Source organism: Brevibacillus sp. NPDC003359 (assembly GCF_042878995.1).
In the GTDB taxonomy this organism is placed as follows: Bacteria; Bacillota; Bacilli; order Brevibacillales; family Brevibacillaceae; genus Brevibacillus.
In genome coordinates this window covers 1,775,689-1,801,313 of the sequence record NZ_JBIAOR010000001.1, presented here as the reverse complement: position 1 = coordinate 1,801,313, position 25,625 = coordinate 1,775,689, and the positions used below count along the sequence as shown (strand labels likewise).

Sequence of the window (25,625 nt, the reverse complement as noted above, 5' to 3'; positions counted from 1 at the left end):
TACCAAAAGAGAGACAAAATAGGGGAGATAGGGGAACAGATATGCCTACATACTATTACTTCACCTGCCTAAAATGCCGAACCCGGGGGGGAGTTTTCGGCGAACAGGCCTGGGGTTGGGGGAACTTTGACATGATCGAGTCCTTCAAATACCTGGCTCACCACATCCGGACATGCGGAGAGGATTCGATTCGTGTGATTTCTGAGGATGTAGATGATTATGTAGATCAGCTTCACGGAGAGTACAACACCTTCCTTGAGCAAACGAAGCATATATTTCCGCATTCCAAGGATTGGGAGTTCCTTGATCGATGGAAAACATTAAAAGTAGAAGAAATGAAGCTGAAATGGGTCGAGGAAAACCGGATCATGCATCCAGATGATCGGATGAAACTATGTGGGGTCCTTGATGCCGTGGACATCTTGAAGGAAGGGGCGGGAAGAGTCTCCTTCAGTGCTAGCGTGACGGATGATGATGGGAAAACGTGGAAAATCGTAGCTGACATGCGCGAACTACCTATCTTAAAACACTCCTATATCATCATTGGCGTCATGCAAGAGCATTCTATATTAGGAGAAGTCATCGAGGTGTACAAGATGATTCCACGAGTCGTCGTTCAAGAGGAAAGGGGTAACGAGCATGATTCTGGAGACAATCGGGCAATTACTAATTAAAGTGCGAGAAGATAATCCACTTGTGCATAACATGACGAACGTAGTTGTCACAAACTTTACAGCGAATGGCTTGTTAGCCCTTGGTGCATCACCTGTCATGGCGTATGCCAAACAAGAGGTGGCAGACATGGCAAAGATCGCCGGAGCTCTTGTATTGAATATAGGGACATTGAATGAGCATGAGATAGAAGCGATGCTGATCGCAGGCAAATCGGCGAATCAGCATGGAGTGCCTGTTTTGTTTGATCCTGTGGGAGCGGGAGCGACATCGTACCGAACCGAGACAAGTCAACATCTTGCGCAGGAACTCGACCTTACCTTCATTAGAGGAAATGCTGCCGAGATTGCTAATGTCATCGGGGAGCGCTGGGAGATTAAAGGTGTAGATGCGAAGGAAGCGGGAGGAGATGTCGCGGACCTAGCGAGAACAGCAGCGCAAAAGCTAAGGACAATTGTCGCAATTACAGGCAAGGTCGATGTGATTTCGGATGGAGAAACGACTTACTCGATCCATAATGGTCATCCAATCTTAACAAGGGTGACCGGAACAGGCTGTTTGTTAACATCTGTTATGGGAGCGTTTGCAGCCGTTGCAAAAGACAGGCTGATTGCAGGAGCTGCGGCATTGGTATGCTACGGTGTTGCTGCGCAGCTGGCAGCAGAAAAAGCAGCGGGAGCAGGTCCTGGCAGTTTCCAAATCGAATTTTTGAATGCGTTGCATAACTTGACACCAGACGAAGTGCGCCGTTTTGGGTACATCGAAAAAAAAGAATAAAAATTCCCCTTGAAAAAGGGGAATAAAAATGGCCGTAGAACGATTAAGCTAGATATGTTAGACAGTAGCTGTAATTTCGTAGTGAATAAGACAGCAGCTTCTTCTGGTGCTCTGATAGTGCTAGGAATATAAATTCTACTTGATCTTCATCGTATGGACGGACATAAAAACGGGAAATACCATGACATATAATTTCTCTCTTTAACGTCAGCGCCACACTGGCGTCTGTTCGTATGTGCAATTCCACGCTGCGTACCCTCCTTGGACATTCAATAGAGTACCAAAAAAATACAAGGAAAAACAAGGGAATTATGTCTGATTCATGTCCAAGTTGTTACTGTTTTTTGTATGAAAACTGACAAGGAGAATGATTCAGAATAAATTAGCGAGGATTGTTGGGAAAGCACCCTGTACGAGAGAAAAAATTCGAGATGAGTCCGGCCATTCTCCCTTTTTCCGTCGAATTGTTTACTTTATTTCGAAGGCAGCGCACGAGCTCCTGATCGCAATGACAAGAAAAATAGCCGTGCTTTCGATAGCAATCATCATGCCGCTTGCAGCATCTGTCGACGTCATCAATCGGCGCACCTGGCCCGGAGCATCCAGGCCCACACCAGTTTCCGTACAAACAGGGCAAGCCTCCTGAACGGCGATTTCTTTTTGACAACTGACATCACTCCGTTTTGTAAAGGGATACTACTTGTATCATATTAAACAGAAAGTGAAGTTGCTTTAGGCAATCTCCCTTTTTTCTACCCGAAGGTCGAACAAGGGGAAAACTATCAAAATATCACTTGAAATCATGTTGTAAATATGATAGATTAATTCTTGCCGAAGCGAACGCTTACAGGCACGATGGATGGATGTCCGAGCGGCCGAAGGAGCACGATTGGAAATCGTGTAGGCGGTGTCGAATCGTCTCGTGGGTTCAAATCCCACTCCATCCGCCATCTTGGCCCGTTGGTGAAGCGGTTTAACACAGCAGCCTTTCACGCTGTCATACAGGGGTTCGAATCCCCTACGGGTCACTTAAACATCCCGTATAGTAATCCGGGGCCCCCGCAAAGTACTCGGAATATGCTTCATTGTATTGGCGTCACTTTGTGGGGTATCTGGAGGCTTAGCTCAGCTGGGAGAGCATCTGCCTTACAAGCAGAGGGTCGGCGGTTCGATCCCGTCAGCCTCCACCATTTTTATATGCGGTCGTGGCGGAATTGGCAGACGCGCTAGATTCAGGTTCTAGTGGTGGCAACACCGTGGAGGTTCAAGTCCTCTCGACCGCACCAAACAAACCCTATACATGGCGGTCGTGGCGAAGGGGTTAACGCACCGGATTGTGGCTCCGGCACTCGTGGGTTCAAGTCCCATCGATCGCCCCATTTATAATGAAAAAGTAAAATGAAATAGCCCAGCAGTGGCTCCTGTAAAGGAACTTCTGCTGGGCTTTCTTTGTATTCGTTTACGAATGATCGACAGGTTGATAAAAGTGAAGGCGATTGCCAAAAGGATCGGTCACGCTCACTTCACGCGTTCCCCACGGCGTCTCCTCCAGACCAGGACAAGCGAACTTGTATCCTTGACGCACCAGTGACTGATGAAAAAGCTCAATGTTCTCAACCTGCACGCGAATCGCTGAGCCAGGACAAGCATCCCCGTGATGCTCGGACAGATGGATCGTGCACGATGGAGACGAAATTTGCATATACAAAGGAAAATGATCCTCGTATCGATGCTCCCAATCAACCTGAAAACCTAGAAAGTCTACATAAAACTCTCTTGCCTTATCCACGTCAAACATACGAAAAATAGGAGTTATCGTCTGATTCATTTACCTAGAAACCTCCGGATTGTGTTGATTGATGCGAGATGCAACGCTTCGTGAAAAATCGTTCGGACAAGCACTTGTGCAATCGTATGCATGCCGGATTCAGTTGCGGGAAACTCTTCTTCTAATCGATCCTTGTAAGCGGCTTGTATCTTCTGAGGTTGTTCTTGTAAAAGGGAGACGAGCACTGCGAGTTTTGGTGGTGGGGTATCCCAGTCAGCAGGTTTTGTCCCGAAGTTAAACCATTCATTGAAGCCAGGGGATAACGGGATCGTTTCTTTTGTAAGGTGGGCAATCCATAAATACTGATCGAGATAGATATGTCCCAGATTCCACAAGATATTGTTTGAGAAACTATCGGGTATGAGGTTCACATCTTCATCCGTCAAACCATCGATTGCTTTTAATGTCTCCTGTCGATAATCCTCTAGCTGCTGGAATAGCACCCTATGACGTTTTTCTTCCATACCTTTTCCCCTTTGCGTGGCAGTCTTTGCAAATACATTCGAGCGAGAGAATCTACCTTCCTTCTATAAGAAGGGGTGTAGCAACAAAAAAAGCGTGCAGAATCAGCTCGTCTGCACGCCATTTATACGCTGTGTATAGGAAACTGCGTTACATTCTTTCCTGCTCGAGGGCGCGAGAAGGGGAGAATAGTTTCCGCCATTTTACTTGCGGTACACAAATGGCAGCGAGAATCATAAACACGCCACCCCATTGAGGGAGAGAGACAGTCTCTTGAAGCACGAAGCTCGACAAGAGCACGACTGTAGGCAGCTCGACTGCACTTAAAATGGTGGCCAGTCCATTGCCGATCCGCGGCACACCGACAGCCAAACAGAAAATCGGGATGACCGAACCGAAGATCGCAACTAAAAGACCGAGCGGCAGCAGACCATGCAGAAGTTGACCATTTACCAGGAAAGTGGGCGGATAAATGATCGAGAGCATCAGGGCTGCCATGCCAATCGAAATCGCGCTTCGTAAGTAGGGGTCCATGCCAGGGAGAATTCGCCCGCTGAAGAAAATAACCAGGGCAAATGTCGCGCCAGACAGCAGACCGAAGATCAATCCCACCATGTCTACGCTCTGAATGCCACTTTCGCCCAGGCCGCTTGCAAGAACCGTCCCTGCTCCAAGCATAGCCAGAGACACCCATTTTTCAGCGGTCGGCCATTTGCGATCGACAATCGCCTCCAGCAAGACACCGATCCAGGTAAACTGAAAGAGGAGAACGATTGCGAGTGAAGCAGAGACTCGGCTAACAGCCTGATGGTAAAAAAGACTGGTTGAGGCCATCATGAGGCTGGCTGGTGCCAAAAGCAACAAATACTTGAACGAAAACCGTTGCTTGGAGAAAAAGATGGCCATGACTGTCATGATCAAGCCGCCAAAAATCAATTGGCTCCCGCTCATTTCGAATGGTGTAAAGCCGAGTTGAAAAGCATGCTTCATGAAGATCGAGAGAACACCGTAGCTACATGCACCAAGTAAAACTAAAAAGATAGATCGCCAGTATGTCATAAGTAAAAGTTCCTTTCGTATGACTAAACTCGGAAGAATAATGACTATTGTACTACAGCTATAAAAGTGGTACAATAAAATTTTTGTCTATACTTCACTGTGCTACTAAGGTAATTAGCTAGCTGCATGCATTGGTAATATGGTAACGAACGAAAGTGTAAAGGACCCCTTATACTTGGTGAGAATACATAGCTGTTTTTTCATATTTCCGTTACACTACTCCATAGAGAAGAAGTTCAAAAAGTCGTCTATAGAAAAAGAGAAGGCGAAACACTTGGAGGAGCAAGGATGAGACAGGGGATTATTTACGCAACAGTGGCGTATTTGGCTTGGGGGTTACTCCCGCTCTATTGGAAGCTGTTTCAGGCAATGGGGGCATGGGAGATACTCGCCCATCGAATCGTCTGGTCGATTATTTTTGTCGCAATCATTATCCAGGTAACGAAACGCTGGCGCAGTATGTGGAGAGCGGTTACTGGTTTGAAAATGTTTGGAGCATTAGCGATATGTTCACTGCTGATCAGTGCAAACTGGCTCATTTTTATCTGGGCAGTGAATAATGATCAAGTCATGCAAACGAGTCTTGGCTACTACATGAATCCTCTTATCACCGTACTGCTTGGAGTCATTTTCTTAAAAGAAAAATTACATGCCGGGCAATGGCTCGCGCTTATACTCGCCGCTTTTGGAGTCTTGTTCATCACCTTCCAGTATGGTGAGATTCCATGGGTCTCTCTATCGCTTGCCGTGACCTTTGCTTTTTACAGTCTGGCGAAAAAGGTCGTCCGGATGGAAGCGATGATCGGGCTGGCTTGGGAAACGCTGTTTGTGGCGCCCATTGCTTTCGGTTATCTGTTGATGCTACAGGTCAATGGGACGGAGACGATGACATCATTAGCGTGGTGGCAACTCCTGTTGTTGACGCTGGCCGGGATAGCTACTGCTATGCCGCTCTACTGGTTCGCCCAAGCAACGACTAGACTCCCACTTTCCGTTGTGGGCTTCATTCAATACTTGGCACCTACAATATCGCTACTATCAGCTGTTTTCTTGTTCGGTGAGACTTTCACCCAAACACATCTCATCAGCTTTGGATTCATCTGGTCTGCGCTCATCGTATTTACGGTGTCTTCCGTGCGCATGAATCGAAAAGTTGCCCCAATCAAACATGAGGTCGCCATCAAAAAACAAGCGTAAACATAAGAAAACTCCTGACCCGCCGAGAAAGACTCGGATATGGTCAGGAGTTTTTGCTTACCAACACGTGATTAGAAAATCGCTTCGCCGTGCTTTTTCATGCGGTACGCACCGTGATTAGTAGGTCCCACATATTTATTGAGCGCAAACGAATGGCGAATCGCTTCGGTAATAAATTCTTTTGCGACAGCTACTGCGTTGTGCACAGAGCTTCCTTTTGCCAATTCAGCACAGATTGCAGCTGAGAACGTGCAGCCGGCGCCATGAGTAAAGCTCGTCTCAAAACGCTCTGATTCCAATACCTCGATCGTTTTCCCGTCATAGAAAACATCTACGGCATTGCCGCTTTGAAGCTTGCTGCCGCCTTTTACAACGACATAAGAGGTGCCGAAGTCGTGGATGCGCTTCGCCGCTTCCTTCATGTCATCGACACTTTTCAGTGCGCCCATTTGGCTGAGAATACCAGCTTCGATCAGGTTAGGAGTCGCAACTGTCGCGTGTGGGAGCAAGACTTCACGCAGGCTGACTGCAATTTCTGGATGGAGTGCTTCATCTGCACCCTTACAGATCATCACAGGGTCAACGACAACATTTTTCAAATCGTATTGTTTTATTTTACGGGTAGCGAGGTCAACCAGTTCAGTGGTTCCGAGCATCCCTGTTTTTACAGCATCTACGCCAATTCCGGAAAGTACGGTTTCGATTTGTTTTTCCAAGATCCCGACATCGATCGGAAACACTTCGTGAAACCATTCGTTATGTGGATCTTGGGCTACGATAACGGTGAGGGCGGTCATCCCGAAAACACCAAGCTCCTGAAACGTTTTGAGGTCTGCTTGCTGACCAGCTCCGCCGCTGGTGTCGGAACCTGCAATGGTGAGTGCTTTCTTCATGGTCATTGTGATTATCTCCCTTTGTATACCGCTGCACAATCGAAGCGGATCTATACTGTCATGCGCTGTATTGCCTCTCTCTATATTAAAGAGGAAGAAATCCGTGCTGTCAATAATATCCCCAAAATATAAAAACCGCCTCCCGTAGTGGGAAAGCGGTTTATGTATGTGTGCATTTATGCTTGAGATGCAGCGTGGTGGAAAGAGAAGCTTATGGTAGTGGACATGGACTTGGAACGCTTGGTTGCAAGTTGTTTGGCTTGCTTTGCTGCCTCAAACATACTGGGTGCCTTGATGATTTCAACCCATCTGCGTGTTGCTGTTTCAAATAAAAAGCGATAGATAGTCATCTTCTTCGACCCTCCATGGTTTGTTGACATCTACATTGTATTACGTAACGGGCTGCAAAAGGTTACATAGCTGTTACATATTTTTGAAGAAAATATGGTTATTCTGTAAATCGTAAATTGTTTCTGAAAGAGCGTTACGTTTTGCGAAATGTTACGTCTTTAATATGTGATGTTTACGAAAGCTTCCATTTTGAAAGAACGAATGAGGTGCGACAAACGATGGTCAATTCAACAGGAGAGCTGACGGTGACAGCGGTCAATCACAGCTACGGAACGGGAAAAATTAAAGTGCCCGTGCTGTTTGATATCAACGTTCATATCAACCAGGGAGAATTCGTGGCTCTGTGCGGCTCGTCGGGTTCAGGCAAGTCTACGCTCTTGAATTTGCTTGCGGGTTTGACCAAGCCGGAGGAAGGGAGTGTCATGGTTAGCGGAGCAAAGATTTCCAGTTACAGCGAAAACGAATTATGCATGTTTCGCCGTAAAAATATGGGCTTTATCTTCCAGTCATACAATCTGCTCCCAAATCTGACAGCGTTGGAAAACGTAGAGCTTCCCTTGATTTTTGCGGGCGAAAGCAAGAAAAAACGTCGGGCGAAAGCAACGGAAATCCTACACCGTGTAGGGCTAGAAGGTCGTATCGACCACAGACCCAATGAGCTTAGTGGTGGACAACAGCAGCGTGTTAGTATTGCGAGAGCGCTCGTCAATCAGCCAGGCATCATCTTGGCGGATGAACCGACGGGAAACCTGGACTCGAAGACAGAACAAGAGATTCTCCTATTAATGAGAGAAATGAACAAGGAAAATGGGACTACGTTCATCATCGTTACCCATGAGCAGGAAGTAGCGGAACAGTCCGACCGCGTCATTTATCTCCAGGACGGGCGGGTTGTACAAAAAAAGACAAGACCAGCGTAGGCGAGGGTATGAGGTGAACAAACAGTGAAAGTAATGGATTCTTTTCGCATCGTCTGGAGGAATCTGTGGCGAATGAAGCTGCGGACAGCCCTCACGTCGGTTGGTGTCATGATCGGAACGGCTGCAATCGTCGCGATGATGGCACTTAGTTTAGGGCTTAAGGAAAGTGCAGTAAAAAGCTTGGAGAACTTCGGGAACTTGACAGAGATGGACGTCGAGCCATTGCGTTGGTACGAGGAAAATGGCGAATGGATTGATGTGCCAGAGGATAAAGTCAAGAAGCTGAATATGCAAGCGGTGCAGGAATTAAAAAAGATTCCTGGCATTCAGGCAGTTATGCCGATAAAAGAATTGCGTGAGCAAGCGAAGCTTAAGGTGGGTAGACGAGAAGGTCACGTACAGCTTATTGGGGTTGATGTGAATGAGTCGGCTGCCTATCGTAAAAATGACATTGAAAAAGGGAGCTATCTGACAGGGGCACCACAAGAGATAGTTGTTGCTTTCGATGTATCCAGAGAAATGCGCGACGTAGAAAAGGAAAAGCGCGAGGAGCGGCGAAGAAAGGCCGGAGGCGGTCGTAATGAAATGTCCAACATGCCGCCGCCTGATATCGGGGGCGGAGAAGCACTGGCCTTCAATCTCGTAGACAGAGCAGGGACTCTCATCTTGTCACGAGAATATCGCATCGACGATGAACCGAAATACGAGAAAAAAGAACTACGTGTGAAGGTTGTCGGTCAATTAAAGAAGTCTGAAGAACGTAACTCGTCTGCAGCGGTTTATGTACCGATTAACGTTGTGAAAGAGCTGAACGAGTGGGTCACGCGCAGTCGAGGTGACGAAGTCGAAGAGGGTGCATCGCGCCGCTCACGTGATAAAGCCAAAAAGGATACATTTGAATTTGACAGAATTACAGTCAAGGTAGAGTCTCGTGAAAAAGTCGAGGGTGTCGTCAAAGCGTTGAAGGAAAAGGGCTTTGAAGTATGGTCGCCTGCACGTGAGCTGGAAACCATCAATAACTTCTTCTTCGTGATTCAGATGGTCCTCGGAGGAATCGCCGCAATCTCCTTGCTCGTCGCAACCATCGGGATCGTCAATACAATGATCATGTCGATTTTAGAGCGGACCAAAGAGATTGGCATCATGAAAGTAATCGGAGCCACTGTGTTGAATATTCGCTGGCTGTTCTTAATGGAATCAGGCTTTATTGGCTTGATAGGTGGACTAGCTGGTCTTGGCATGGCGTGGGGAGCGGTTGAGCTCGTGAATTACTTCGGAGCGTCTGGCGGTCTCTTGGATAGTCTGAACATGGGCTATGGCCGTGGAGGAGATCCTGAGGCTGAGCCGACAAAGCTAGCGGTCATTCCGAGCTGGCTGGCACTGTTTGCGATTGGCTTCTCCTTTATTATTGGGGTATTGGCGGGAATCTTCCCGGCGATTCGCGCATCTCGTTTAAGTGCACTGCAAGCGATTCGATCTGAATAAGAGATGAAATGTGGGGAACGTAGGATGAACAAGAAAAAATGGATCATTATCGCCACGGTCGTGGCCGTTCTTGGAGGGGGAAGCTATTACGGCTATCCGTACTTCAAGGGCGAAGAGGTTACAGAAGAAAAGCCAGAAGAAAAACCGACCTTCCCGACAGCGCTCGTGGAACGCGGTGACGTGAAGAAAACGATCAACTCAGCAGGTACAGTGGAAGCGAAGGCGCGTGAGGAAGTCAAGCCAGAGCTCAATGGCAAGGTGCAACGTGTGTTAGTCAAGGAAGGTCAGTCTGTGAAAAAAGGCGATGCCTTGTTCACGATAGACAGCTCGGATGCACAACTGGAGATGCAAAAGCTGGAGCTGGAAATTTTAAAAGCGAAAAAAGAGCTAAGTGAAATTAAACAAAAGAAAGACAAGATCGCGGCCACTAAAGAAGGAAAAGTGATTGAGGTCCTTGTGGAAGAAGGGCAAGATGTAAGACCGGATCAGGCAGTAGTCAAGCTGGCTAATACCGACTATTTGAAAATTATTGGGCAATTTACTTCCTATGAGTCTGAACGATTCAGTGTAGGTCAAAAAGTGAAGGTATTCATTCCGACTTCCATGTATTTTGTGGAGGGTGTTGTCACGGAAGTGGATAGAATAGGTCAAAAAGTAGCAGGTGTTGGCGGAATTCACAATGTCGAGGTTTTGGTTAAGAAGCCAGGAGCCATCTATGTAGGGGACAAAGGTGAAGTTCAGTATACGGACGATAAGGGACTGTTGTATGTCAGCCGAAACCAGCAAGAATTTGAACTGCCAGATGAAATGGAAATTTTGGCGGGTACTTACGGGAAAATCGGCAAGATTGACGTGAAAAAGGACGATGTAATCAAGGTAGGGCAACAACTGTTCAAGATGGATATGGAAGCGTCCGGTATGGAGCTGATGGAAAAAGAGCTCGCGCTAAAAGGGTCCTTATTGAACATGGAGCAGAAAAAGCGTGAAATTGCGAAGAACCAAGTAACAGCACCAATTGGCGGTGTCATCACCAAGCTAAGTGTAAAAGAAGGTGAAGCGCCAGGATCTGATCCTGCAGCCATTATTATGGACACGACTTCTGTTTACTTTGTGGCAGCCGTTGGAGAGCTTGATATTCCCGCGATTAAAATCGGACAAAATGTCGATGTTTATGTGTATGCGTTTGGTACCGAGCCGTTTAAAGGCAAAGTCATAGAGCTCCCGAAAGAAGGGAAAAAAGAAGACAAGGAAGTTCGTTTCGCGGTAAAAGTGGAACTGCTAGACAAGGCTGATTTTAAGCATGGGATGACGGGAGACAACGATATTATCGTCGCTCAAGCACAGAATGTCCTGCGCTTGCCAAGCAATGCGGTTGAAATTCTGGGGCCAGGTCAGGGAACAGTAATGGTGAAAGATCCGAGCACCGGAGATCCAATGCCGAAAGACGTAGAAATCGGTATTGAAGGATATGATTTTATTGAAATCAAAGGTGGCTTGAATGAGGGAGAAGAGGTTCTGGTGACCAACTCCGAAGGCATGTAAAAGTCAATCGAATTCGATTATAGCGACAGCCCCGTTGCCACTGGCCAAAGACCTAAGCAAACGGGGCTGTTTTTTACATGCATACGCTTTTCAAAGGTTTGAACGCAATTGCAACGTAGTGGACATTTGCGACGTCAAACTATGTAAAGGATGGGAGATTGTACAGCCGTTTTCCTTTGCAAACTGATCGGCAACAGGTGCCATGGAGAGCTGTGCCACGGCAATAGGTTGATCTGGAAACGTACGGTGGAGTTGATAAAGGGCGTCCTTTATCGCTTCTCTGTACGCTTCCTGCTTGTTTTCCATGAGTAGGGCAAAAGCATTTTCGACGATGTTTACTTGAATCTCTGGATAAAGGTTGTGGGAACGTGCGTGTTTCACGAGACGCTCCATCGTAGGTTGGATAGTAGCGGGATTGGAAAACAGCAGAACTTGTGGTTCAGTATGCAGAGCAAGCTCATGAAAAAAAGGTCCATCGATTGTGAAGATTGGGATAGTGGCAGTTTCTTCATCCTCTGGTGTTACGAGTGAGGCATACTGCGTGCAAGTGATTACGATAGCGTCTACGGCGCAGCACTGCATCCAGGTTAGTTGATCACGTAATTTGGCATGTGATTGTTCCGTGGTATGGACAGGTGTTCCCGCGTTTTGCAGGAGTAAACCTGGATCAACAAAATGAATGAGCTCGACATCAAAGGTTGCGAACGCATCTGATAAGAGGGAAATATTCGAATAATGTCCATGGAGACAGGCAATACGAGTCATCGTGCAGTTCCCCCATGTAGAGCATCATTCTCTGATTTCTTATGGGCAATGACGCGAATGCGCTTGTAATCGAGCACCCAGTGACCCTCTTGAAACAGAGCAGGACGCAATAAGTCAGCGACGTCCCTACATACCTGTTGGATTTCATTTGAAGACAGTCCGGCAAAAAAAGGACTGCAAAAAGAATTCAACCAATGCAAAAGCCCCAGGTCCCCATCAGCCATGACAGTGGGACGATCAAAATGGGACGCGAGTACAACGTGAAAGCCTTGCTTTTCCAAAAGGGTCGTATACTCTCCTATGCTGGGAAAATACCATGGCGAGCGCTCATCGGCTGAGATTCCTTTGCGTGCCAAAACAGTTCGTAATGCCTTTGTTATTTGTCCGCAATTGCCGTGTCCTCCAAATTCGGCAACAAAGCGTCCTCCGGGATCAAGAGCCAACCATATGGTTTCAACGACTTCTGCAGGACGTTTCATCCAGTGGAGTGCGGCATTGGAAAAGACTGCGTCGTAGCTGACATCTGTTCGATACGTATGCGCATCGGCTACTTTAAAGGCTAACTGCGGGTATTTTTGGCGAGCAGCCTCAATCATGGCGGCAGAAAAGTCGATTCCTGTCACATTTGCTCCCGCAAGCGATAGTTGAGCACTCAGATCGCCTGTTCCACAGCCTAAGTCAAGAATGCTTTCTCCAGGAGCTGGTTGTAGCCAGTCCATTAATCCTTTGCCGTATTCTGAGACGAAATTCATTTTGGCGTCGTATAGCCCGGCATTCCATTGATTGGTTTGAACCATCTGGATCCCCTCCCTATCATCAATTTTTACCGACTGGGGAGATATAAGTCAAATCTATATTAATTATAAACTGGATAGTATTTAACTATATCTAGCGCGAGAAAAAGCTGTACGGTCGTAAAGGATATTTCGCCGTTTTTGTCGAATGATCACAGTTGATAAAATTGTAAGGAAGAAAGTGGGAGGACAATTCGTGAAAAAATGGGTTGTAAAAGCACTTCTAGTGTGTTTGGCAACTGGCACCTTTTTATCAGGTGTGTCAGTACCGCCAGCCATGGGGGCCGGGGCAGCAGCATCTATGAAAAAAAACAGCCAAGTATCTAAGCCGATCCGGCAGCAGCCTGTTCACGATATGGTTATCTTTAACGATTATCAGGTTGCAGGACTGGATTCAAATGGCTGGAACTGGGTGAAGAACGATGAGTTTATTCTTCCTCCAGAGACGCCACTTGATATTGACGTGATACAGACCACTTATGGAACTGGCACCAACCTCAATCGGAAGGAAGTTTTATTGGATGGAGTAGAGTTAACGGAGTATCAAGCCGAAAATACCTCGTCACAGACTTCTTTCAAATGGCAAGTACCTCGGTTTACCATTCCAGCGGAAAAGCTGTCTGCTGGCTCGCATACCTTGACCTTTATTGTGACGGATGCCAAAGGGAAGAGCAGTACGTTGCATGTGCGGTTTCTAGTAGAGGCCAAAAATTACCCGAGTATATTTAATGGGGAAAAGACAGAAGGAGAACCAGTACCAAGTGGCGGGCAAACAGCTATTTTTGGAACGATGGGTTCACACGACTTTACCAGTTCTGTACCGGGCACATGGAAATTAACAAATAAATCCACGAGTACAGAGATGAGGTCTGTTCCTGCGACAATATTTTCGACGGGTACATTGTTGACGGGGCAGTATGAGCTCCTCTTTGTTCCGGACGATACAACCATGTCACCTTGGATGACGACGATTCAAGTAGGCGTTGCAGAGCTGTACATGGGAACGGATACAAGCGGTCAAAAGCTGACACAAGATCAAAAAATAACAGCTCCAGCAGCATCAGGGAAGGTTCCGTTGTATTCGCCAATCCCAGGAAGATGGTCGGTGAACGGGACAGGACAAACCTTGGCAGATGCACAGCATTTTGAGGTGGACATTCCTGAGAGACTGGCTGGAATCACAATCACTGTTACCTTTGAACCTGTTTCGGGGCAAAAAGAGACATCGTCTTTGTGGGGCGATACTTCGGTGACAACGGTTCAAATACAAATACCAGGTGCACCAAATGCCTGCGGCCCTGCTGGTGGAAATGTCACGATGGATGTGTTGATGCAGCAGAACGAACAATCAACACCGAGGGTAGAAAAGATGAACCTGTATTCCTCTGATAATACAGTCAAGCTGTATCAGAATCCTGTTCATGTGATCTGGCTGGCAACTGCTGCCGAACATATCGAATATGGAAGTGAAGCGGATGATGATGAGGGGCCAGGTGTATGGGCGATCGATAACGTCATTGCCGACGAGAGCAAATTGAATTGGGATCACACGGCATTGCTGTTGTCCGGTTATAAGCCAGGTCGCTACAAAGTCAACTACTATAGCAAAAGAGACCCGGCCCAAGTATGGTGCGGCTACGTTCAAGTGATTGAAGATTTGCCTCCAATCAAGTCGTATCCGGCATGTGAGCCGGGTGATACAGGCGTAAGTCCGCCAAGTTCGCCACTCCTTCTTCGAAGCGAGAGCGGCAAGGAATACCGGGACGGACAAAAGATTACCGTGAGCGCAGGCGATGATCTCGAAGAATGGGAAGACCTAAAGCTGATCGCTACTCATGCTGAGTTAGTCGGATCCAAAAAGATCAGGGATAAGAGCGAAAAGAAGGCCTACTATATGCCGAAATTTGAATGGAAACATGGCGAAATCGGTATTGGTGCCTCTCGGAAGCACAGTAACGGTACCATTTCCTCAGAAAATCGGATCGAGATCTTTTCCGGGGAGGAAGTGATCGCCAGCATCAAGCCAAGCAAAGGTGATGGCGACGATGGTGAGGGGCTTGAATCACTGAATTTGAAAAGGTATATCGATACGGATAAGCCTGGAGAATACAAGATCAAGGTAACGAATACGCTCAAAAACAAGACCTGCACGGTTATCAACTCCAAAAGAAAGTACAATAAGAAAACCGATGTAAATGAGCGCAATGAAACATTGACGATTACAATTGAAGTGAAGTAGGTACGAAGACCCCCTTGCATTTTGGCATGGGGGTCTTCGACTACAAGGGGAGGAAGTTTTGTGACAAACGAACAGAAGGCGATCTTGGAAAAGTTCGGGTTTCGGATCGAAGGAGAGCAAGTGAAACATTTGAAGCTGGGAATCGTAAGAAATAAAAAAGAATTCGTCTGTCACGCCACGTCAGAAGAGTTGCAGGACTATATGAAGTCCATTTTGCGCAACCAATGTCAGTGGAAGCGAGGAGAATCTGTGTGAGCAGCCAGGGAGGTTGTTGGGGTTGAGGGAGTCTAAGGAGACATTGGTTACGGCATTACGTGAAGTGGAGGCTTGGGAGAAGGATCAGAACGACTTGTGGTTCTGGGAAAAGCTTGGCAGGCTTCCATTTGTTCTGTTGGATCGGATTACGCCTGCATTCGTCCAAGAGAAGCTGGGAAAAGCCGTAGATGAAATGGCAGCCTTTCTTGAGACAGGTGGAACTTATTTGGTGCAGGATGAACCCATTTACAAGCGGTTTCGCAAACGGTTAGAGGCACAGGGCACGTCTGTTATTGGCAAGGAAGAGATTGCTGCAGTGCCGCTTACAATTATGAATGATGTTGCGATGGAGCTGAAGGATTCACGTGCGAATTTTGCCACTGTACAAGGTGCGACGACCGGCTTCGGAGGGATCTTTACCCTCGCGATCGATATCCCGTTATTAATGGGGACATCCCTCAAAGTATTACAAGAGATGGCACTTGCCTATGGCTATCGACCAGAAGAGAAGAGAGAGCGGCTGTTTGTTGTCAAATGCTTGCAGTTTGCCTCATCAGACATCGTAGGGAAAAAAGCGATACTCGCTGAGCTCTCGCGCTTTGATGATCCAAATGCGCAGAGAGAGGTAATGGCCCAATTGCAGGGATGGCGTGAAGTCGTGGTAACATACACAGAAAACTTTGGGTGGAAAAAATTATTTCAAATGGTACCCATTGCGGGTATTTTGTTCGGGGCATATTTGAACCGCTCAACCGTACAGGATGTCGCTGAAGCCGGGATGATGCTGTATCGCAAACGGCGCGTTCTGGAGCGGCTACGTGAAAGCGAAAAGAGCGACGAGATTAATGAGACCACTCCTCAGCAGTAAGAGCGTAGATGAGATGGTCCTCCCATACACCGTTAATTTGCAAATAGCGTAAAGAAAGCCCTTCCTGGCGAAAACGGTTCTTTTCTAAAATGCGAATGGAAGCTTTATTGCGAGGCATGACAGCAGCTTGCACCCTGTGCAGCCCAGCATCTGTTAAAGCAAAGCGAAGGGCGAGATTTACTGCGGATGTCGTATAGCCCTTGCCATTGCACGCCTGATCCATAAAGTAGCCAATCGTCGCATTTTGCCATGCGCTGCGTGCGACATTAGACAACGCTACACGTCCAATCATCTTTTCGGATTCTCGGGAGAATACGCCAAAAGCATAGGCGGTGCCACGTTCAAAATCTTTTTGTGCTTGTGAACTCTGCTCTTGCTGTCCTGCGAGGGTCAAAAAAGAAGCGGGACGGATCGGCTCAAATGGTTGGAGAAAGTCATGATTACGCAGCCGAAGCTCTAGGAGCTCGGCTGCGTCTTGTTGGTGGAGAGGCCGTAATAGAATCTCATCTGTATGTAATGACATGAGATCAATCCTCCTGATAAAGTTGGATTGATAGTATATCATGTGCCAGAGTATTTGGGAAATGCAATTTAGCCGAGCAATTTAGCAAACGATACACCAAATGCTTTGCAAGTTTCCACTTCTTTTGCAGTAGGAGAAAGCTCGATTTTCAATCCTTCCATCGGCGTTTCCGCGCCACGCTCGCTCGCTTTTTTCAGCAAAATATCGACAGCTGCACCGACATGCTCATAAGCGGAGTCGCAAGAGCCAAAAGCGACAACCTTTTTCCCGCTGAGGTCAATATCATCCATTTCCTCATAAAAATCCAGGCATTCGTCTGGCAGTTCGCCATCGCCCCATGTGTAGGCGCCAAGCAGAATTCCGTCATAAGCTTCGAGTTCTTTTGCGCTCGCATCCATTACTTCTTTTATCTCCAGCTCAGCACCAGTTGAACGAATACCTTCCGCAATTGCTTCAGCAATCTCCTGTGTATTCCCTGTCATGCTCGCGTAAACCATCAAAATGCTCATAAAACGTAAAACCTCCAATCGGATAATGAGTATCATTCTCACAAATAAAATAATGAAAATGAGAATCGTTGTCAACAACTTTTTTCTTATTGCCACCTTTCATTGATTTTGGTAGAGTTAAATAAAATTATAATAATGTACTCTAAATAGAGGTGCGCCGAAGAAGAGTAAGCCTTTTCGTAATCTGTCAGGGGGCAGGAGAAGGAAGAAAGGCTAAAGCGCCGAAGCTTATGCTATGCCCTTACGTAGCACAGGCTGGGGTGTCTCATGAAAAATGATCATCCTGTCACGAGGGACCTTACGTCTTTTTGTGGAGCGCTATTTATGATTTGCTTAAGTAGTATCAAGAGCAATGAGATAGCGAATGCACTCATTGCTTTTTTTGATTTACCACGCTGTTATTTTAGAGGAGGATGTAACTATGAACATGATGGATGCCAACGAAATTATCGCGTTTATTCAAAAAAGCGAAAAGAAAACACCGGTGAAGGTATATGTGAAAGGGAATCTGGAGGGAATCGACTTCGGTGCGAGCTCCAAAGCTTTCATTACTGGCCCGACTGGTGTTGTTTTTGGTGAGTGGAAAGAGATTGAGCCAGTACTCGCAGCTAATGCAGACAAAATTGAAGACTATGTGGTAGAAAGCGATCGCCGCAACTCCGCCATTCCATTGCTTGATACGAAAGGGATTCAAGCGCGTATTGAGCCAGGCGCAATTATTCGTGACCAAGTGACAATCGGTAACAACGCGGTCATCATGATGGGTGCTTCCATTAACATCGGTGCAGTTATCGGTGAAGGTACAATGATCGACATGAATGTTGTGGTAGGTGGACGTGGAACCATCGGGAAAAACTGCCACATCGGCGCGGGATCGGTTATCGCGGGTGTAATCGAGCCGCCATCTGCACAGCCAGTTGTTGTCGAGGATGATGTTGTCATCGGAGCAAATGCTGTCATTCTGGAAGGCGTACGAGTAGGAAAAGGTGCTGTAGTTGCAGCGGGTGCTGTCGTGATTGAAGATGTACCTCCATACGTGGTAGTTGCGGGAACACCTGCACGTGTAATCAAGCAAATCGATGAAAAAACTCGTTCCAAGACAGAGATCAAGCAGGAGCTACGTCAGCTGTAAGGGAGAGAGTGCACATGGACTGGCGTTCGCTCGATGAACAATATATTGTCTCCACTTACAAAAGACTTCCGATTGCCATCGAAAAAGGCGAAGGAAATTACTTGTACGATACGAATGGAAAGAGCTATCTCGACTTGTTTACCGGACTCGCGGTAAACGTTCTGGGGCATTCTCATCCGCGCATTGTACAGGCGTTGCGTGAGCAGGGAGAGCGCTTCTTGCATATTTCTAATGTATTTTTAAACAAGCCGGCGATTCGTTTGGCCGAGCGCTTGGTTGCGAACAGCATCAGTGGGAAAGTATTTTTCACCAACTCTGGTGCAGAGGCTACAGAATCTGCGATCAAGCTGATTCATAAATGGACAAAGAACGAGGGAGCAGGTCGTGAAGGCATCGTTGTTTTACGCAACAGCTTTCACGGTCGAACACTTGGAGCCGTGCGTTTGACGAGGCAGGCTCACGTCTATCAAGACTTTCCTCAGCCGGTTTTTCCTGTTTATGAACTGGATGCGGAGGACACGGAAGGATTGCGAGCGATTTGCCAGGAAGCAAGCCCCGCTGCGATCCTCATGGAGCCAGTCTTGGGTTCTGGCGGTGTGGTGCCGCTAACGGAACAGTTCTTGCGAGAGGTAGCTGCGATCTGTGAACAAGAAGGCATGCTCTTTGTCATGGACGAGATCCAGACAGGAATGGGCAGAACAGGAAAGCTATTTGCTTATGAGCATGCAGGCGTAACACCAGACCTTATCCTTTTTGCCAAAGGCATAGGGGGAGGGCTTCCGCTCGGTGGTGTCATCGCTGGTCCAAAGCTGATGAACCAGTTCAGACCGGGGGATCACGGAACGACGTTTGCACCATCACCACTGTCTGCTGCCCTCGGGAATGTCGTGTTGGACGAATTGCTTGATCCAGCCTTCACTGCTCATGTAGAAGAGGTGATTGCGTACCTGTGGTCGGGATTGGATGCGCTGCGAACGCGTCTTCCAGATCAGCTTCAATCCCTTCGCGGGAAAGGCATGATGGTTGGAATTCCGCTCTCATCGACCCCAGAAGAGGTAAGCCACTTACAGCAAGCATTGCTTGACGAAGGAATTCTCGTTGACGTGACGCAGAAAACGATTGTTCGTCTGCTTCCGCCACTGACGTTGACAAAAGCCGATGTAGACCGTTTCCTTGCTGTGTTCGAGGGGCAATTAACAGCAAGAACAGGTACGAAAAAGGAGGCGTAAACCATGACGACTTCCTTGTTTACACAAATTCGCCGAGACCTGCACCTAATACCAGAGCCAGGCTTCGCTGAAGTGAAGACGCAACAATACTTGCTCGATTATTTGAAAAAGCTTCCCCAGGAGAGAATCGAGATCAAAACGTGGAGGACTGGCATTTTGGTCAAGCTGGCAGGAATGAAGCCAAAACGACTAATTGCCTGGCGAACGGATATGGATGGCCTGCCAATCGCAGAGGAAACGTCCTACCCGTTTCGCTCGCTTCATGAAGGATACATGCATGCATGCGGGCATGACATGCATATGGCAATTGCTCTTGGCCTCCTGACTCATTTTACCGAGCATCCTATAGCAGATGATTTGCTGTTCCTCTTCCAACCGGCAGAAGAAGGTCCTGGCGGTGCGGAACCGATGATGGAAAGTGAAGAGTTTGCAGGGTGGCGACCTGACTGTATTTTTGCCCTGCATATCGCACCAGAATATCCAGTTGGTCATATTGCGACGAAGCCTGGAATTCTGTTTGCCAACACTTCTGAGTTGTACATTGATTTGATTGGCAAAGGGGGGCATGCAGCCTTCCCGCATAAAGCGAACGACATGGTGGTCGCAGGAAGCCATCTGGTGACACAGCTTCAATCGATTATTTCGCGCAATATTGATCCATTGGATTCGGCCGTTGTCACGATTGGCAAGCTGGAGAGCGGGACGAAGCAGAACATCATCGCGGAGAAGTCCAGGCTAGAAGGGACCATCCGAACCTTTTCGATGGAATCAATGGCACTCGTCAAGAGCCGTATTGAATCTCTCGTAAAGGGAGTGGAAACAGGCTTTGAGTGCCAGGCTACGATTGACTACGGTGTTGGCTACTGCCAGGTTTACAACGAGGAGCAGCTAACGACAGACTTCATGCATTGGGTACAGGAACAATCTGAAGATGTAACCCTCATCACCTGCAAGGAAGCCATGACTGGAGAAGACTTCGGTTACTTTTTGAAAGAAATTCCCGGCTTTTTGTTCTGGCTGGGTGTGCAGACGCCGTACGGCTTGCATCATTCCAAAATTGAGCCGAACGAAGACGCGATCGAGGTCGCCATTCGACTGGTCTCTCGGTATTTTACAAGGCTTTCGCAACAGGAGTAGCAGGTGTCAGGAGCAAAAAAGAGTGGCTTGATAGCCGCTCTTTTTTCTGTGTCATTCATTCCCAACGGGTATTCTCGTCAAGATTACAGAAGTAGTTACTAACATCTCTGTGCATAAGTCTTTCTTCCTACGCTTTTTGTGCTTGTGGATAATGTGGATAGTGTTGAAAAAACTTATCGGGGCAGCACAACTATTTTCTTTTCCAAACGTATAAACTAGAGAGAAGAAATTCCGGAAAAACAAGCGCTGCCGCGCACACATACAGGAGGATTATTGACATGAAAAAAGCATGGTTATCGGCCTTGTTGGCGTTGACTGTAGCAGCAGGGGTGGGGAGCACTGCCGCGATGGGAGAGGGTGCGATGCGCGTATTTTTCGGCGCTGAAACGGTAGCGAGTGAAATGCCTGCATCCAAGGCTGAATCGGTAGGAACATTAGTGAACAGGCTCGGTGGTTTCGCCGATTATGATCAGCAATCTGGAAAATTGCAAGTGATTAAGCCAAACGTGAATATTATTGTGGTCGAAGGGATTCAGCAGACCCGCAATAAAAATGTCGTTTTCAGCAACCCTGTAAAAGGATACAGTGACAAGAATGTGCCTCGTACGTTTAACGTGTTCGTCGAGGTCGATGACGCGCCTATAGCCAAAGATTTGCGCATGCAACTCGTGTTGATCGGACCAGACGGCAAAGAAGTGTCCAAAGGGAAAGAGTGGAAATACTCCACGCAAAATGCAAACAGCTTCTATTTCTCTGAGCCTTTTGTATCTACTAAACTCGAAGCATACGGTACTTATAAAGTACAAGTTCAAATGAAATCCGAGAAATTCACTTCTTATGTAACCGTTGGTGAAAATACATTTGCAGTTGGGCGTTAAAAATTATGGCTTGGATGCGTTTCCACTTTGCATGTCCCCGTGCTATAATAGACGGAAAAGCCAATATTCTTGGTGATAGCAAGTACATGAAAGAAAGGAACGATGGGAGCAAATGGAGACAAATCCCCCGCGATCGTCCACAGATGTAGAAGGCCCGAGTATACGCATTGCCTGGAAAGATGAACAATCCATTCAGGCAGAGTGGAGCATGACGAAGGAGTTTGAGCAAGAAATAGAGCGAAAGTTTGCTATTCCGTTTGCTGAACTGCCTTTTGTCCTACGCCTTTTTGATGTGACGTACCGCAAAGAGATCCGAAATGATGGCACTGACCTTTACACTGATTTTGATATCAACCACCGCTCTTCCGAATGGATATTGTACGGAGTGACGCAAGGATTGGAATATTGCGTCGATCTGGGAATTCGGATGGTGGACGGAAGGTTTTATTCGCTGTCCAGGTCTCAAATGATTTGATCAACGTGCTCAAGCAACGTACGACTGAGGCAACTGCATTTTTATACGAAACAGCCCCATTACCCACAAGATTTGTTTGTGGCAATGGGGCTTTTGATTTTTATTCATGCACTCATGGCTTATTTCTCTGTATATCCAGCAGGCGCAGGGCAACCGCTAAAACCGCCCATACTGGCATTGGTTCGTCTAACTTTTTTAGCCATTCAGGCGAGGTCAGTAAGCCCTCTTGTAACGCACGATTGCCCAGCTCTAATTTCCAGGGAGGAAACGCTTGTGGTTCTTCTGAGGCGAATTGATCGTACTGGGACAAATTGTACGTCTGAATGAGGCGCGTTAGCTTTTCAGCGTACGCAGGATCTGTAGCGTAGCCGGCTTCTTCTAAAGCCTGTGCGGCTTGTGCGGGAGTAGTGGCTGTCAGCACGTTTTTGTACGCGGGCTTGAGTAAAAACTGGGTATGATCGTCCATGGATTGCTGGTAATTTTCATAAGCACGGAACTGGGAAGTACGTGTGACCGTCGTTCCGTTTTCGACCTCTTTGCTTTCGATGGTGACAGAGCCAGCAGGTCCCGTTCCCTTAATTCCAAAGAGGTTGTACGAGGATCTGCCAGTGGCAGGGTCAACAGGTACTTTTTTACCCCAACCTGACTCGAGTATGGCTTGCGCTATGATAATGGAGGGGAATAAACGATAGTTCAGATAAGACTTTCTCGCTTGGACAGCAACCAACTCAATAAATGCCGCATCCATAAGCACACCCCTTTCCTCTCTTTGTTATTCGTATGAAAAAAAGAGGGTAGGGGGAATAGGCCTGAACATGAAAAAAACAGCCGATATTTCTCGACTGTTTTTACGTTTTTGCATTATGGTTTTCGAGGCTGGAAGTATTGAATACGCTTGTTGAAGAGGTGGAGCTCTCCTTTAAAATCGCGTGCCAAGTATCGACAGTACTCATTTGCCTTGTTTTTATCGCCGTGTGTTGCTGATTCAGGAAGGGACACTTGTATGTAGTGCTTTTCGGAACCGTTTTCATTTTTGCTCCCGACTCCCACGACGATGGCTTTGTACATGTTTGGGTCTTTTCCTTTGAGAAGGAACCACGAGTTCGTTCCTTCAGGGCGTTCTTCTAGGGTGTAAGGGAAAGCGGCGTCAGCATAGGTCCAGCCCAACTGCTTTCCTGTTTTTGTGGTCATGTCAACGTATCGCGTAAACTTGGCTTTCACGTCGTCAATACTTACAGATGCTGCGGTAGAACCATCAACGAAATAGATGTAGGCCGATTGAAGTTTCACGACTGCACTCACTCCTAGTACCGGTATTCTGTGCGTTTAGTGTAGCATTGTCTTCCACTCTTTGGCAATGAGGCAGTTGGCGACCAAAAACAATTGCGCGTTTTTTCTGAAAAGTGTAAAATATATATCATATTTATATAGCCGTTAGATGAACGATAAAGGATCATGGAGGAATATACGATGCAGGAGGCCTCAATTAGACACGTATTCGAAGCTTTAAACACCATGCGCGCCATCGATGTGGTGAACAAAGAAGACTGGGAGCGGGCAGCGAAGGAAGCCGAATTGGATTCTTCCGTACAGTTAAACATTCTCTGGATCATCTATTGTTATGAAGGTGTACGCGTCACACAAATTGCAGATTGGACCTTCTGGCATCCCTCATCGATTGTCATTCATATCAAGAAATTAATGGAGAAAGGCATGGTGACCATCGAAAAGTCGGAGTTGGATGGACGCGTGGTTCACGTATACCCGACGGAAAAAGGAAAAGAAGTATTGGAAGCCAGTCGAAGAAGTGTACCAGATATTTTTAGATTGACGTATGCATTGGAGAAAATGGAGGAACGATACAGTACAGCAGTAGTTGAACTGTTCTTTGAATGTCTCTCCTTTGTCGCGCAATCTTTGCATGGTGCAGAAAAAGTGAGATGGATTCAAGAAGGGGAAGACAGGGTTATTAACCCGACGCGTCTGGTAAATAATGCAGTATGGGTGGCAAAATCGTGATTTTTCGCTTATACTAGTTAATAATCCGAATATTTCACGAAATTCGGATGCCAAAATACTGTTGAGGAGGGATTGCTGATGGAGCACTACGACCACTTATACGACGTTTCGGAGAACGCTAATGTACGTTTCCTTGGTTTTATCTCAGAGGGAACTCGTTACGACTTTGGCATGGTATTCACACACAAGTTTTATGGGAAGCCGTTAGTGATCTGTATGCAAACAGGGCAATCGACTCTTCTCAGTTCAGAGGACGCGGTGAATCCAGGATACCTGCAAAAAATTTTCAGGCTGGATTCAGAGAACGAGGCAGTCGCGCTTGCTGAATTTTTCCAGGAGCATTTACCAACCATTCCATTTGAAGAAAATCAGTATTAGGTAACGAGCAGAAGTTTATCTTCTGCTCGTTTTGGTTTTTCTGTAAAAAATGGCCTATCCGTTTTTTAGTATAATCGAAAGAAATCAAGTAGTAGGAGGAACAGTGTGGATGGGTGTACATAAATGGTCGGCCAAAGACTCTCGGGGAGCGATTGTTCTCGTCCATGGAACGGGTGAGCATCATGGGCGTTATGAACATGTAGCAGGATATTTCAATCAGGCAGGCTGGGACGTATATGCGGATGATTTGCCGGGATGGGGGAGCTCTCCTGGGAGACGGGGTCATATTGAATCATTCGAAGACTATTTGTCCCGTGTGCGCGAGTGGACGAGCAACGCTCTTGCAGATGCGTCAGGAGAGAAGCCAGTATTTTTAATGGGGCATAGTCTGGGAGGTCTCATTGCGACTCGCTTTATTCAAACGGATGAGCGGAGTAAAGAGCTAGCAGGGTTAATTCTCACATCGCCATGCTTGAAGCTAAAACTGACTGTGCCGGCGTGGAAGGAGCAATTGGCACAGATTCTCGATCGGGTCTGGCCAACACTTGTCATGCCGAATGGAATCACTCCCGACATGGTATCGCGTGACGAAGCTGTTCAGGCTGCTTATCAGAATGATCCGCTTAATTATTCCAAGGTAAGTGTCAGATGGTTCACGGAATTGAACCGCTCTATGGAAAAGGCATGGGAAGAAAGAAGTCGAATCAAGCATCCAGTCCTTGTTTTGCAGGCTGGTGCTGATACATTGGTTGATGCGGATGCAGTGGAGCAGTTTACAGCGGGTCTACCAGACAGACAAACCTTTCAACGATTCCCAGGCTTGCGGCACGAAATATTGAATGAACCGGAAAAGGAAGAAGTCTTGCGAAAAATCGTGAACTGGTTGAATGACAATATTACAAATTAATGTGACATACTAATTATCATCAAATGCATCTTGACTCCGAATGTGGTGGCATATTAATATGAATGTAACATAACATTTACAGGAATATGTGAATCAATTGAATGCGGAGGGGACATAGATGGGAACTATCGTATGTCAGACTTGCGGAACCATCATCGAGCATTTTGAATGTAATTCAGTGAAAACGCTTTATGCGGTGTGCAACTGTGACTGCCGACCTGGTGACAGACAGGAAAAAGAATAAAATATAGTCAACAGGCCTATGTTGAGGCCTGTTTTTTTTGACAACCTTTTCCGTATGGAGGATAATGGAGAAGTGTGAAAATCGTTG

The 25,625-nt window shown here is 46.9% G+C and carries 29 protein-coding genes, 5 tRNA genes and 1 riboswitch; of the genes, 23 read left to right on the top strand and 11 right to left on the bottom strand.

Annotated elements, in window-relative coordinates:
* Positions 1 to 131 precede the first annotated feature (131 nt).
* The 7 genes from ACFYU8_RS08440 (at position 132) to ACFYU8_RS08410 (ending at position 2,828) form a co-directional block, all read left to right on the top strand.
* Positions 132 to 674, top strand: a complete 543-nt coding sequence (locus ACFYU8_RS08440) for a hypothetical protein (RefSeq protein WP_390294049.1) — start codon at positions 132 to 134, stop codon at positions 672 to 674.
* Positions 640 to 1,449, top strand: a complete 810-nt coding sequence (thiM, locus tag ACFYU8_RS08435; RefSeq protein ID WP_390294051.1) for a hydroxyethylthiazole kinase — start codon at positions 640 to 642, stop codon at positions 1,447 to 1,449. Before ACFYU8_RS08440 ends, thiM begins: the two co-directional genes overlap by 35 nt.
* Before the next feature lie 857 nt (positions 1,450 to 2,306).
* A tRNA-Ser gene (locus tag ACFYU8_RS08430) sits at positions 2,307 to 2,399 on the top strand.
* A gap of 4 nt (positions 2,400 to 2,403) precedes the next feature.
* A tRNA-Glu gene (locus ACFYU8_RS08425) sits at positions 2,404 to 2,477 on the top strand.
* A gap of 86 nt (positions 2,478 to 2,563) precedes the next feature.
* A tRNA-Val gene (locus ACFYU8_RS08420) sits at positions 2,564 to 2,639 on the top strand.
* Between the two features lie 9 nt (positions 2,640 to 2,648).
* Positions 2,649 to 2,735, top strand: a tRNA-Leu gene (locus tag ACFYU8_RS08415).
* Between the two features lie 17 nt (positions 2,736 to 2,752).
* Positions 2,753 to 2,828: transfer RNA gene (locus tag ACFYU8_RS08410), tRNA-His, on the top strand.
* Between the two features lie 80 nt (positions 2,829 to 2,908).
* Here the strand turns inward: ACFYU8_RS08410 and ACFYU8_RS08405 are convergent.
* From ACFYU8_RS08405 to ACFYU8_RS08395, 3 genes are all read right to left on the bottom strand, one after another.
* Positions 2,909 to 3,277, bottom strand: coding sequence for a glyoxalase superfamily protein (locus ACFYU8_RS08405; protein ID WP_390294053.1), 369 nt, complete (start codon positions 3,275 to 3,277; stop codon positions 2,909 to 2,911).
* A complete protein-coding gene (locus tag ACFYU8_RS08400) occupies positions 3,274 to 3,741 on the bottom strand; it encodes a DinB family protein (RefSeq protein WP_390294055.1) in 468 nt (155 codons plus the stop codon). The genes ACFYU8_RS08405 and ACFYU8_RS08400 overlap by 4 nt, the downstream gene beginning before the upstream one ends.
* A 148-nt stretch (positions 3,742 to 3,889) precedes the next feature.
* Positions 3,890 to 4,798, bottom strand: a complete 909-nt coding sequence (locus tag ACFYU8_RS08395) for an EamA family transporter (protein ID WP_390294057.1) — start codon at positions 4,796 to 4,798, stop codon at positions 3,890 to 3,892.
* 288 nt (positions 4,799 to 5,086) lie between these two features.
* Here ACFYU8_RS08395 and rarD point away from each other — a divergent pair, with 288 nt between their 5' ends.
* Positions 5,087 to 5,995, top strand: coding sequence for an EamA family transporter RarD (gene rarD, locus ACFYU8_RS08390; RefSeq protein ID WP_390294059.1), 909 nt, complete (start codon positions 5,087 to 5,089; stop codon positions 5,993 to 5,995).
* Positions 5,996 to 6,066: 71 nt separating this feature from the next.
* On the opposite strand, the gene pdxK is transcribed toward rarD, so the two are convergent.
* Positions 6,067 to 6,894 carry a pyridoxine/pyridoxal/pyridoxamine kinase gene (gene pdxK, locus ACFYU8_RS08385; protein WP_390294061.1) on the bottom strand — a complete coding sequence of 276 codons (828 nt, stop codon included), beginning with the start codon at positions 6,892 to 6,894 and terminating at the stop codon, positions 6,067 to 6,069.
* Positions 6,895 to 7,064: 170 nt separating this feature from the next.
* A complete protein-coding gene (locus ACFYU8_RS08380) occupies positions 7,065 to 7,238 on the bottom strand; it encodes a hypothetical protein (protein WP_007723176.1) in 174 nt (57 codons plus the stop codon).
* Between the two features lie 219 nt (positions 7,239 to 7,457).
* Here ACFYU8_RS08380 and ACFYU8_RS08375 point away from each other — a divergent pair, with 219 nt between their 5' ends.
* The 3 genes from ACFYU8_RS08375 to ACFYU8_RS08365 are packed head-to-tail and all read left to right on the top strand — an operon-like array spanning position 7,458 to position 11,186.
* The gene (locus ACFYU8_RS08375; protein WP_390294063.1) at positions 7,458 to 8,159 is read left to right on the top strand and encodes an ABC transporter ATP-binding protein; all 702 of its coding nucleotides are present in this window, start codon (positions 7,458 to 7,460) and stop codon (positions 8,157 to 8,159) included.
* Between the two features lie 24 nt (positions 8,160 to 8,183).
* Entirely contained in the window at positions 8,184 to 9,644 is a 1,461-nt protein-coding gene (locus tag ACFYU8_RS08370; protein WP_390294065.1) for an ABC transporter permease, read from the top strand.
* Between the two features lie 24 nt (positions 9,645 to 9,668).
* A complete protein-coding gene (locus ACFYU8_RS08365; protein WP_390294067.1) occupies positions 9,669 to 11,186 on the top strand; it encodes an efflux RND transporter periplasmic adaptor subunit in 1,518 nt (505 codons plus the stop codon).
* Between the two features lie 90 nt (positions 11,187 to 11,276).
* On the opposite strand, the gene ACFYU8_RS08360 is transcribed toward ACFYU8_RS08365, so the two are convergent.
* The gene (locus tag ACFYU8_RS08360) at positions 11,277 to 11,951 is read right to left on the bottom strand and encodes a hypothetical protein (RefSeq protein WP_390294069.1); all 675 of its coding nucleotides are present in this window, start codon (positions 11,949 to 11,951) and stop codon (positions 11,277 to 11,279) included.
* Entirely contained in the window at positions 11,948 to 12,748 is an 801-nt protein-coding gene (locus tag ACFYU8_RS08355; RefSeq protein WP_390294071.1) for a class I SAM-dependent methyltransferase, read from the bottom strand. The genes ACFYU8_RS08360 and ACFYU8_RS08355 overlap by 4 nt, the downstream gene beginning before the upstream one ends.
* A 193-nt stretch (positions 12,749 to 12,941) precedes the next feature.
* Between ACFYU8_RS08355 and ACFYU8_RS08350 the strand changes: the two genes are divergently transcribed.
* From ACFYU8_RS08350 to ACFYU8_RS08340, 3 genes are read left to right on the top strand one after another with little or no spacing between them, the layout of a single operon-like run.
* Entirely contained in the window at positions 12,942 to 14,984 is a 2,043-nt protein-coding gene (locus ACFYU8_RS08350; protein WP_390294073.1) for a hypothetical protein, read from the top strand.
* Positions 14,985 to 15,044: 60 nt separating this feature from the next.
* Positions 15,045 to 15,239: a hypothetical protein gene (locus ACFYU8_RS08345; RefSeq protein ID WP_390294075.1), complete on the top strand. Its 195-nt coding sequence runs from the start codon at positions 15,045 to 15,047 to the stop codon at positions 15,237 to 15,239.
* A 13-nt stretch (positions 15,240 to 15,252) separates the two neighbouring features.
* A complete protein-coding gene (locus ACFYU8_RS08340) occupies positions 15,253 to 16,107 on the top strand; it encodes an EcsC family protein (RefSeq protein ID WP_390294077.1) in 855 nt (284 codons plus the stop codon).
* Here ACFYU8_RS08340 and ACFYU8_RS08335 read toward each other — a convergent pair.
* The gene (locus ACFYU8_RS08335; protein WP_390294079.1) at positions 16,082 to 16,630 is read right to left on the bottom strand and encodes a GNAT family N-acetyltransferase; all 549 of its coding nucleotides are present in this window, start codon (positions 16,628 to 16,630) and stop codon (positions 16,082 to 16,084) included. The two genes, ACFYU8_RS08340 and ACFYU8_RS08335, sit on opposite strands and share 26 nt — an antisense overlap.
* A gap of 68 nt (positions 16,631 to 16,698) precedes the next feature.
* Entirely contained in the window at positions 16,699 to 17,139 is a 441-nt protein-coding gene (locus tag ACFYU8_RS08330; protein ID WP_390294081.1) for a flavodoxin, read from the bottom strand.
* Positions 17,140 to 17,278: 139 nt separating this feature from the next.
* Positions 17,279 to 17,468, top strand: a riboswitch (Lysine riboswitch).
* A gap of 92 nt (positions 17,469 to 17,560) precedes the next feature.
* Between ACFYU8_RS08330 and dapD the strand changes: the two genes are divergently transcribed.
* From dapD to ACFYU8_RS08305, 5 genes are all read left to right on the top strand, one after another.
* Complete coding sequence (gene dapD / locus ACFYU8_RS08325; RefSeq protein WP_007723196.1) at positions 17,561 to 18,271, top strand: 2,3,4,5-tetrahydropyridine-2,6-dicarboxylate N-acetyltransferase; 711 nt, start codon at positions 17,561 to 17,563, stop codon at positions 18,269 to 18,271.
* 14 nt (positions 18,272 to 18,285) lie between these two features.
* Positions 18,286 to 19,500, top strand: a complete 1,215-nt coding sequence (locus tag ACFYU8_RS08320) for an aspartate aminotransferase family protein (RefSeq protein ID WP_390294083.1) — start codon at positions 18,286 to 18,288, stop codon at positions 19,498 to 19,500.
* Positions 19,501 to 19,503: 3 nt separating this feature from the next.
* Positions 19,504 to 20,637: an N-acetyldiaminopimelate deacetylase gene (locus tag ACFYU8_RS08315; protein ID WP_390294085.1), complete on the top strand. Its 1,134-nt coding sequence runs from the start codon at positions 19,504 to 19,506 to the stop codon at positions 20,635 to 20,637.
* Between the two features lie 278 nt (positions 20,638 to 20,915).
* Positions 20,916 to 21,515 (top strand): hypothetical protein, encoded by a 600-nt coding sequence (locus ACFYU8_RS08310; RefSeq protein WP_390294087.1) that lies wholly within the window; start codon positions 20,916 to 20,918, stop codon positions 21,513 to 21,515.
* A 112-nt stretch (positions 21,516 to 21,627) separates the two neighbouring features.
* Positions 21,628 to 21,990: a DUF4912 domain-containing protein gene (locus tag ACFYU8_RS08305; RefSeq protein WP_007723202.1), complete on the top strand. Its 363-nt coding sequence runs from the start codon at positions 21,628 to 21,630 to the stop codon at positions 21,988 to 21,990.
* Between the two features lie 112 nt (positions 21,991 to 22,102).
* Here ACFYU8_RS08305 and ACFYU8_RS08300 read toward each other — a convergent pair whose 3' ends face one another.
* Both ACFYU8_RS08300 and ACFYU8_RS08295 read right to left on the bottom strand, forming a co-directional pair.
* The gene (locus ACFYU8_RS08300) at positions 22,103 to 22,738 is read right to left on the bottom strand and encodes a glycoside hydrolase family 73 protein (RefSeq protein ID WP_390294089.1); all 636 of its coding nucleotides are present in this window, start codon (positions 22,736 to 22,738) and stop codon (positions 22,103 to 22,105) included.
* Positions 22,739 to 22,851: 113 nt separating this feature from the next.
* Positions 22,852 to 23,280 (bottom strand): DUF1885 family protein, encoded by a 429-nt coding sequence (locus tag ACFYU8_RS08295; RefSeq protein ID WP_390294091.1) that lies wholly within the window; start codon positions 23,278 to 23,280, stop codon positions 22,852 to 22,854.
* 180 nt (positions 23,281 to 23,460) lie between these two features.
* Here ACFYU8_RS08295 and ACFYU8_RS08290 point away from each other — a divergent pair, with 180 nt between their 5' ends.
* From ACFYU8_RS08290 to ACFYU8_RS08275, 4 genes are all read left to right on the top strand, one after another.
* Positions 23,461 to 24,009 carry a MarR family winged helix-turn-helix transcriptional regulator gene (locus ACFYU8_RS08290; protein WP_390294093.1) on the top strand — a complete coding sequence of 183 codons (549 nt, stop codon included), beginning with the start codon at positions 23,461 to 23,463 and terminating at the stop codon, positions 24,007 to 24,009.
* A gap of 78 nt (positions 24,010 to 24,087) precedes the next feature.
* On the top strand, positions 24,088 to 24,387 hold the full coding sequence (locus ACFYU8_RS08285; protein WP_106840098.1) for a DUF3055 domain-containing protein: 300 nt from the start codon (positions 24,088 to 24,090) through the stop codon (positions 24,385 to 24,387).
* 109 nt (positions 24,388 to 24,496) lie between these two features.
* Entirely contained in the window at positions 24,497 to 25,294 is a 798-nt protein-coding gene (locus tag ACFYU8_RS08280; RefSeq protein WP_390294095.1) for an alpha/beta hydrolase, read from the top strand.
* Between the two features lie 118 nt (positions 25,295 to 25,412).
* Positions 25,413 to 25,538, top strand: coding sequence for a GapA-binding peptide SR1P (locus tag ACFYU8_RS08275; RefSeq protein WP_376897612.1), 126 nt, complete (start codon positions 25,413 to 25,415; stop codon positions 25,536 to 25,538).
* The last annotated feature ends 87 nt before the right edge of the window (positions 25,539 to 25,625 follow it).

Excerpts from the sequence above, each read along its gene's own strand:
- ACFYU8_RS08440 (WP_390294049.1), top strand. The coding sequence starts at position 132 with ATGATCGAGTCCTTCAAATACCTGGCTCACCACATCCGGACATGCGGA.
- thiM (WP_390294051.1), top strand. The coding sequence starts at position 640 with ATGATTCTGGAGACAATCGGGCAATTACTAATTAAAGTGCGAGAAGAT.
- ACFYU8_RS08405 (WP_390294053.1), bottom strand. The coding sequence starts at position 3,277 with ATGAATCAGACGATAACTCCTATTTTTCGTATGTTTGACGTGGATAAG.
- ACFYU8_RS08400 (WP_390294055.1), bottom strand. The coding sequence starts at position 3,741 with ATGGAAGAAAAACGTCATAGGGTGCTATTCCAGCAGCTAGAGGATTAT.
- ACFYU8_RS08395 (WP_390294057.1), bottom strand. The coding sequence starts at position 4,798 with ATGACATACTGGCGATCTATCTTTTTAGTTTTACTTGGTGCATGTAGC.
- rarD (WP_390294059.1), top strand. The coding sequence starts at position 5,087 with ATGAGACAGGGGATTATTTACGCAACAGTGGCGTATTTGGCTTGGGGG.
- pdxK (WP_390294061.1), bottom strand. The coding sequence starts at position 6,894 with ATGACCATGAAGAAAGCACTCACCATTGCAGGTTCCGACACCAGCGGC.
- ACFYU8_RS08380 (WP_007723176.1), bottom strand. The coding sequence starts at position 7,238 with ATGACTATCTATCGCTTTTTATTTGAAACAGCAACACGCAGATGGGTT.
- ACFYU8_RS08375 (WP_390294063.1), top strand. The coding sequence starts at position 7,458 with ATGGTCAATTCAACAGGAGAGCTGACGGTGACAGCGGTCAATCACAGC.
- ACFYU8_RS08365 (WP_390294067.1), top strand. The coding sequence starts at position 9,669 with ATGAACAAGAAAAAATGGATCATTATCGCCACGGTCGTGGCCGTTCTT.
- ACFYU8_RS08360 (WP_390294069.1), bottom strand. The coding sequence starts at position 11,951 with ATGACTCGTATTGCCTGTCTCCATGGACATTATTCGAATATTTCCCTC.
- ACFYU8_RS08355 (WP_390294071.1), bottom strand. The coding sequence starts at position 12,748 with ATGGTTCAAACCAATCAATGGAATGCCGGGCTATACGACGCCAAAATG.
- ACFYU8_RS08335 (WP_390294079.1), bottom strand. The coding sequence starts at position 16,630 with ATGTCATTACATACAGATGAGATTCTATTACGGCCTCTCCACCAACAA.
- ACFYU8_RS08330 (WP_390294081.1), bottom strand. The coding sequence starts at position 17,139 with ATGAGCATTTTGATGGTTTACGCGAGCATGACAGGGAATACACAGGAG.
- dapD (WP_007723196.1), top strand. The coding sequence starts at position 17,561 with ATGAACATGATGGATGCCAACGAAATTATCGCGTTTATTCAAAAAAGC.
- ACFYU8_RS08320 (WP_390294083.1), top strand. The coding sequence starts at position 18,286 with ATGGACTGGCGTTCGCTCGATGAACAATATATTGTCTCCACTTACAAA.
- ACFYU8_RS08315 (WP_390294085.1), top strand. The coding sequence starts at position 19,504 with ATGACGACTTCCTTGTTTACACAAATTCGCCGAGACCTGCACCTAATA.
- ACFYU8_RS08310 (WP_390294087.1), top strand. The coding sequence starts at position 20,916 with ATGAAAAAAGCATGGTTATCGGCCTTGTTGGCGTTGACTGTAGCAGCA.
- ACFYU8_RS08305 (WP_007723202.1), top strand. The coding sequence starts at position 21,628 with ATGGAGACAAATCCCCCGCGATCGTCCACAGATGTAGAAGGCCCGAGT.
- ACFYU8_RS08300 (WP_390294089.1), bottom strand. The coding sequence starts at position 22,738 with ATGGATGCGGCATTTATTGAGTTGGTTGCTGTCCAAGCGAGAAAGTCT.
- ACFYU8_RS08290 (WP_390294093.1), top strand. The coding sequence starts at position 23,461 with ATGCAGGAGGCCTCAATTAGACACGTATTCGAAGCTTTAAACACCATG.
- ACFYU8_RS08285 (WP_106840098.1), top strand. The coding sequence starts at position 24,088 with ATGGAGCACTACGACCACTTATACGACGTTTCGGAGAACGCTAATGTA.
- ACFYU8_RS08280 (WP_390294095.1), top strand. The coding sequence starts at position 24,497 with ATGGGTGTACATAAATGGTCGGCCAAAGACTCTCGGGGAGCGATTGTT.
- ACFYU8_RS08275 (WP_376897612.1), top strand. The coding sequence starts at position 25,413 with ATGGGAACTATCGTATGTCAGACTTGCGGAACCATCATCGAGCATTTT.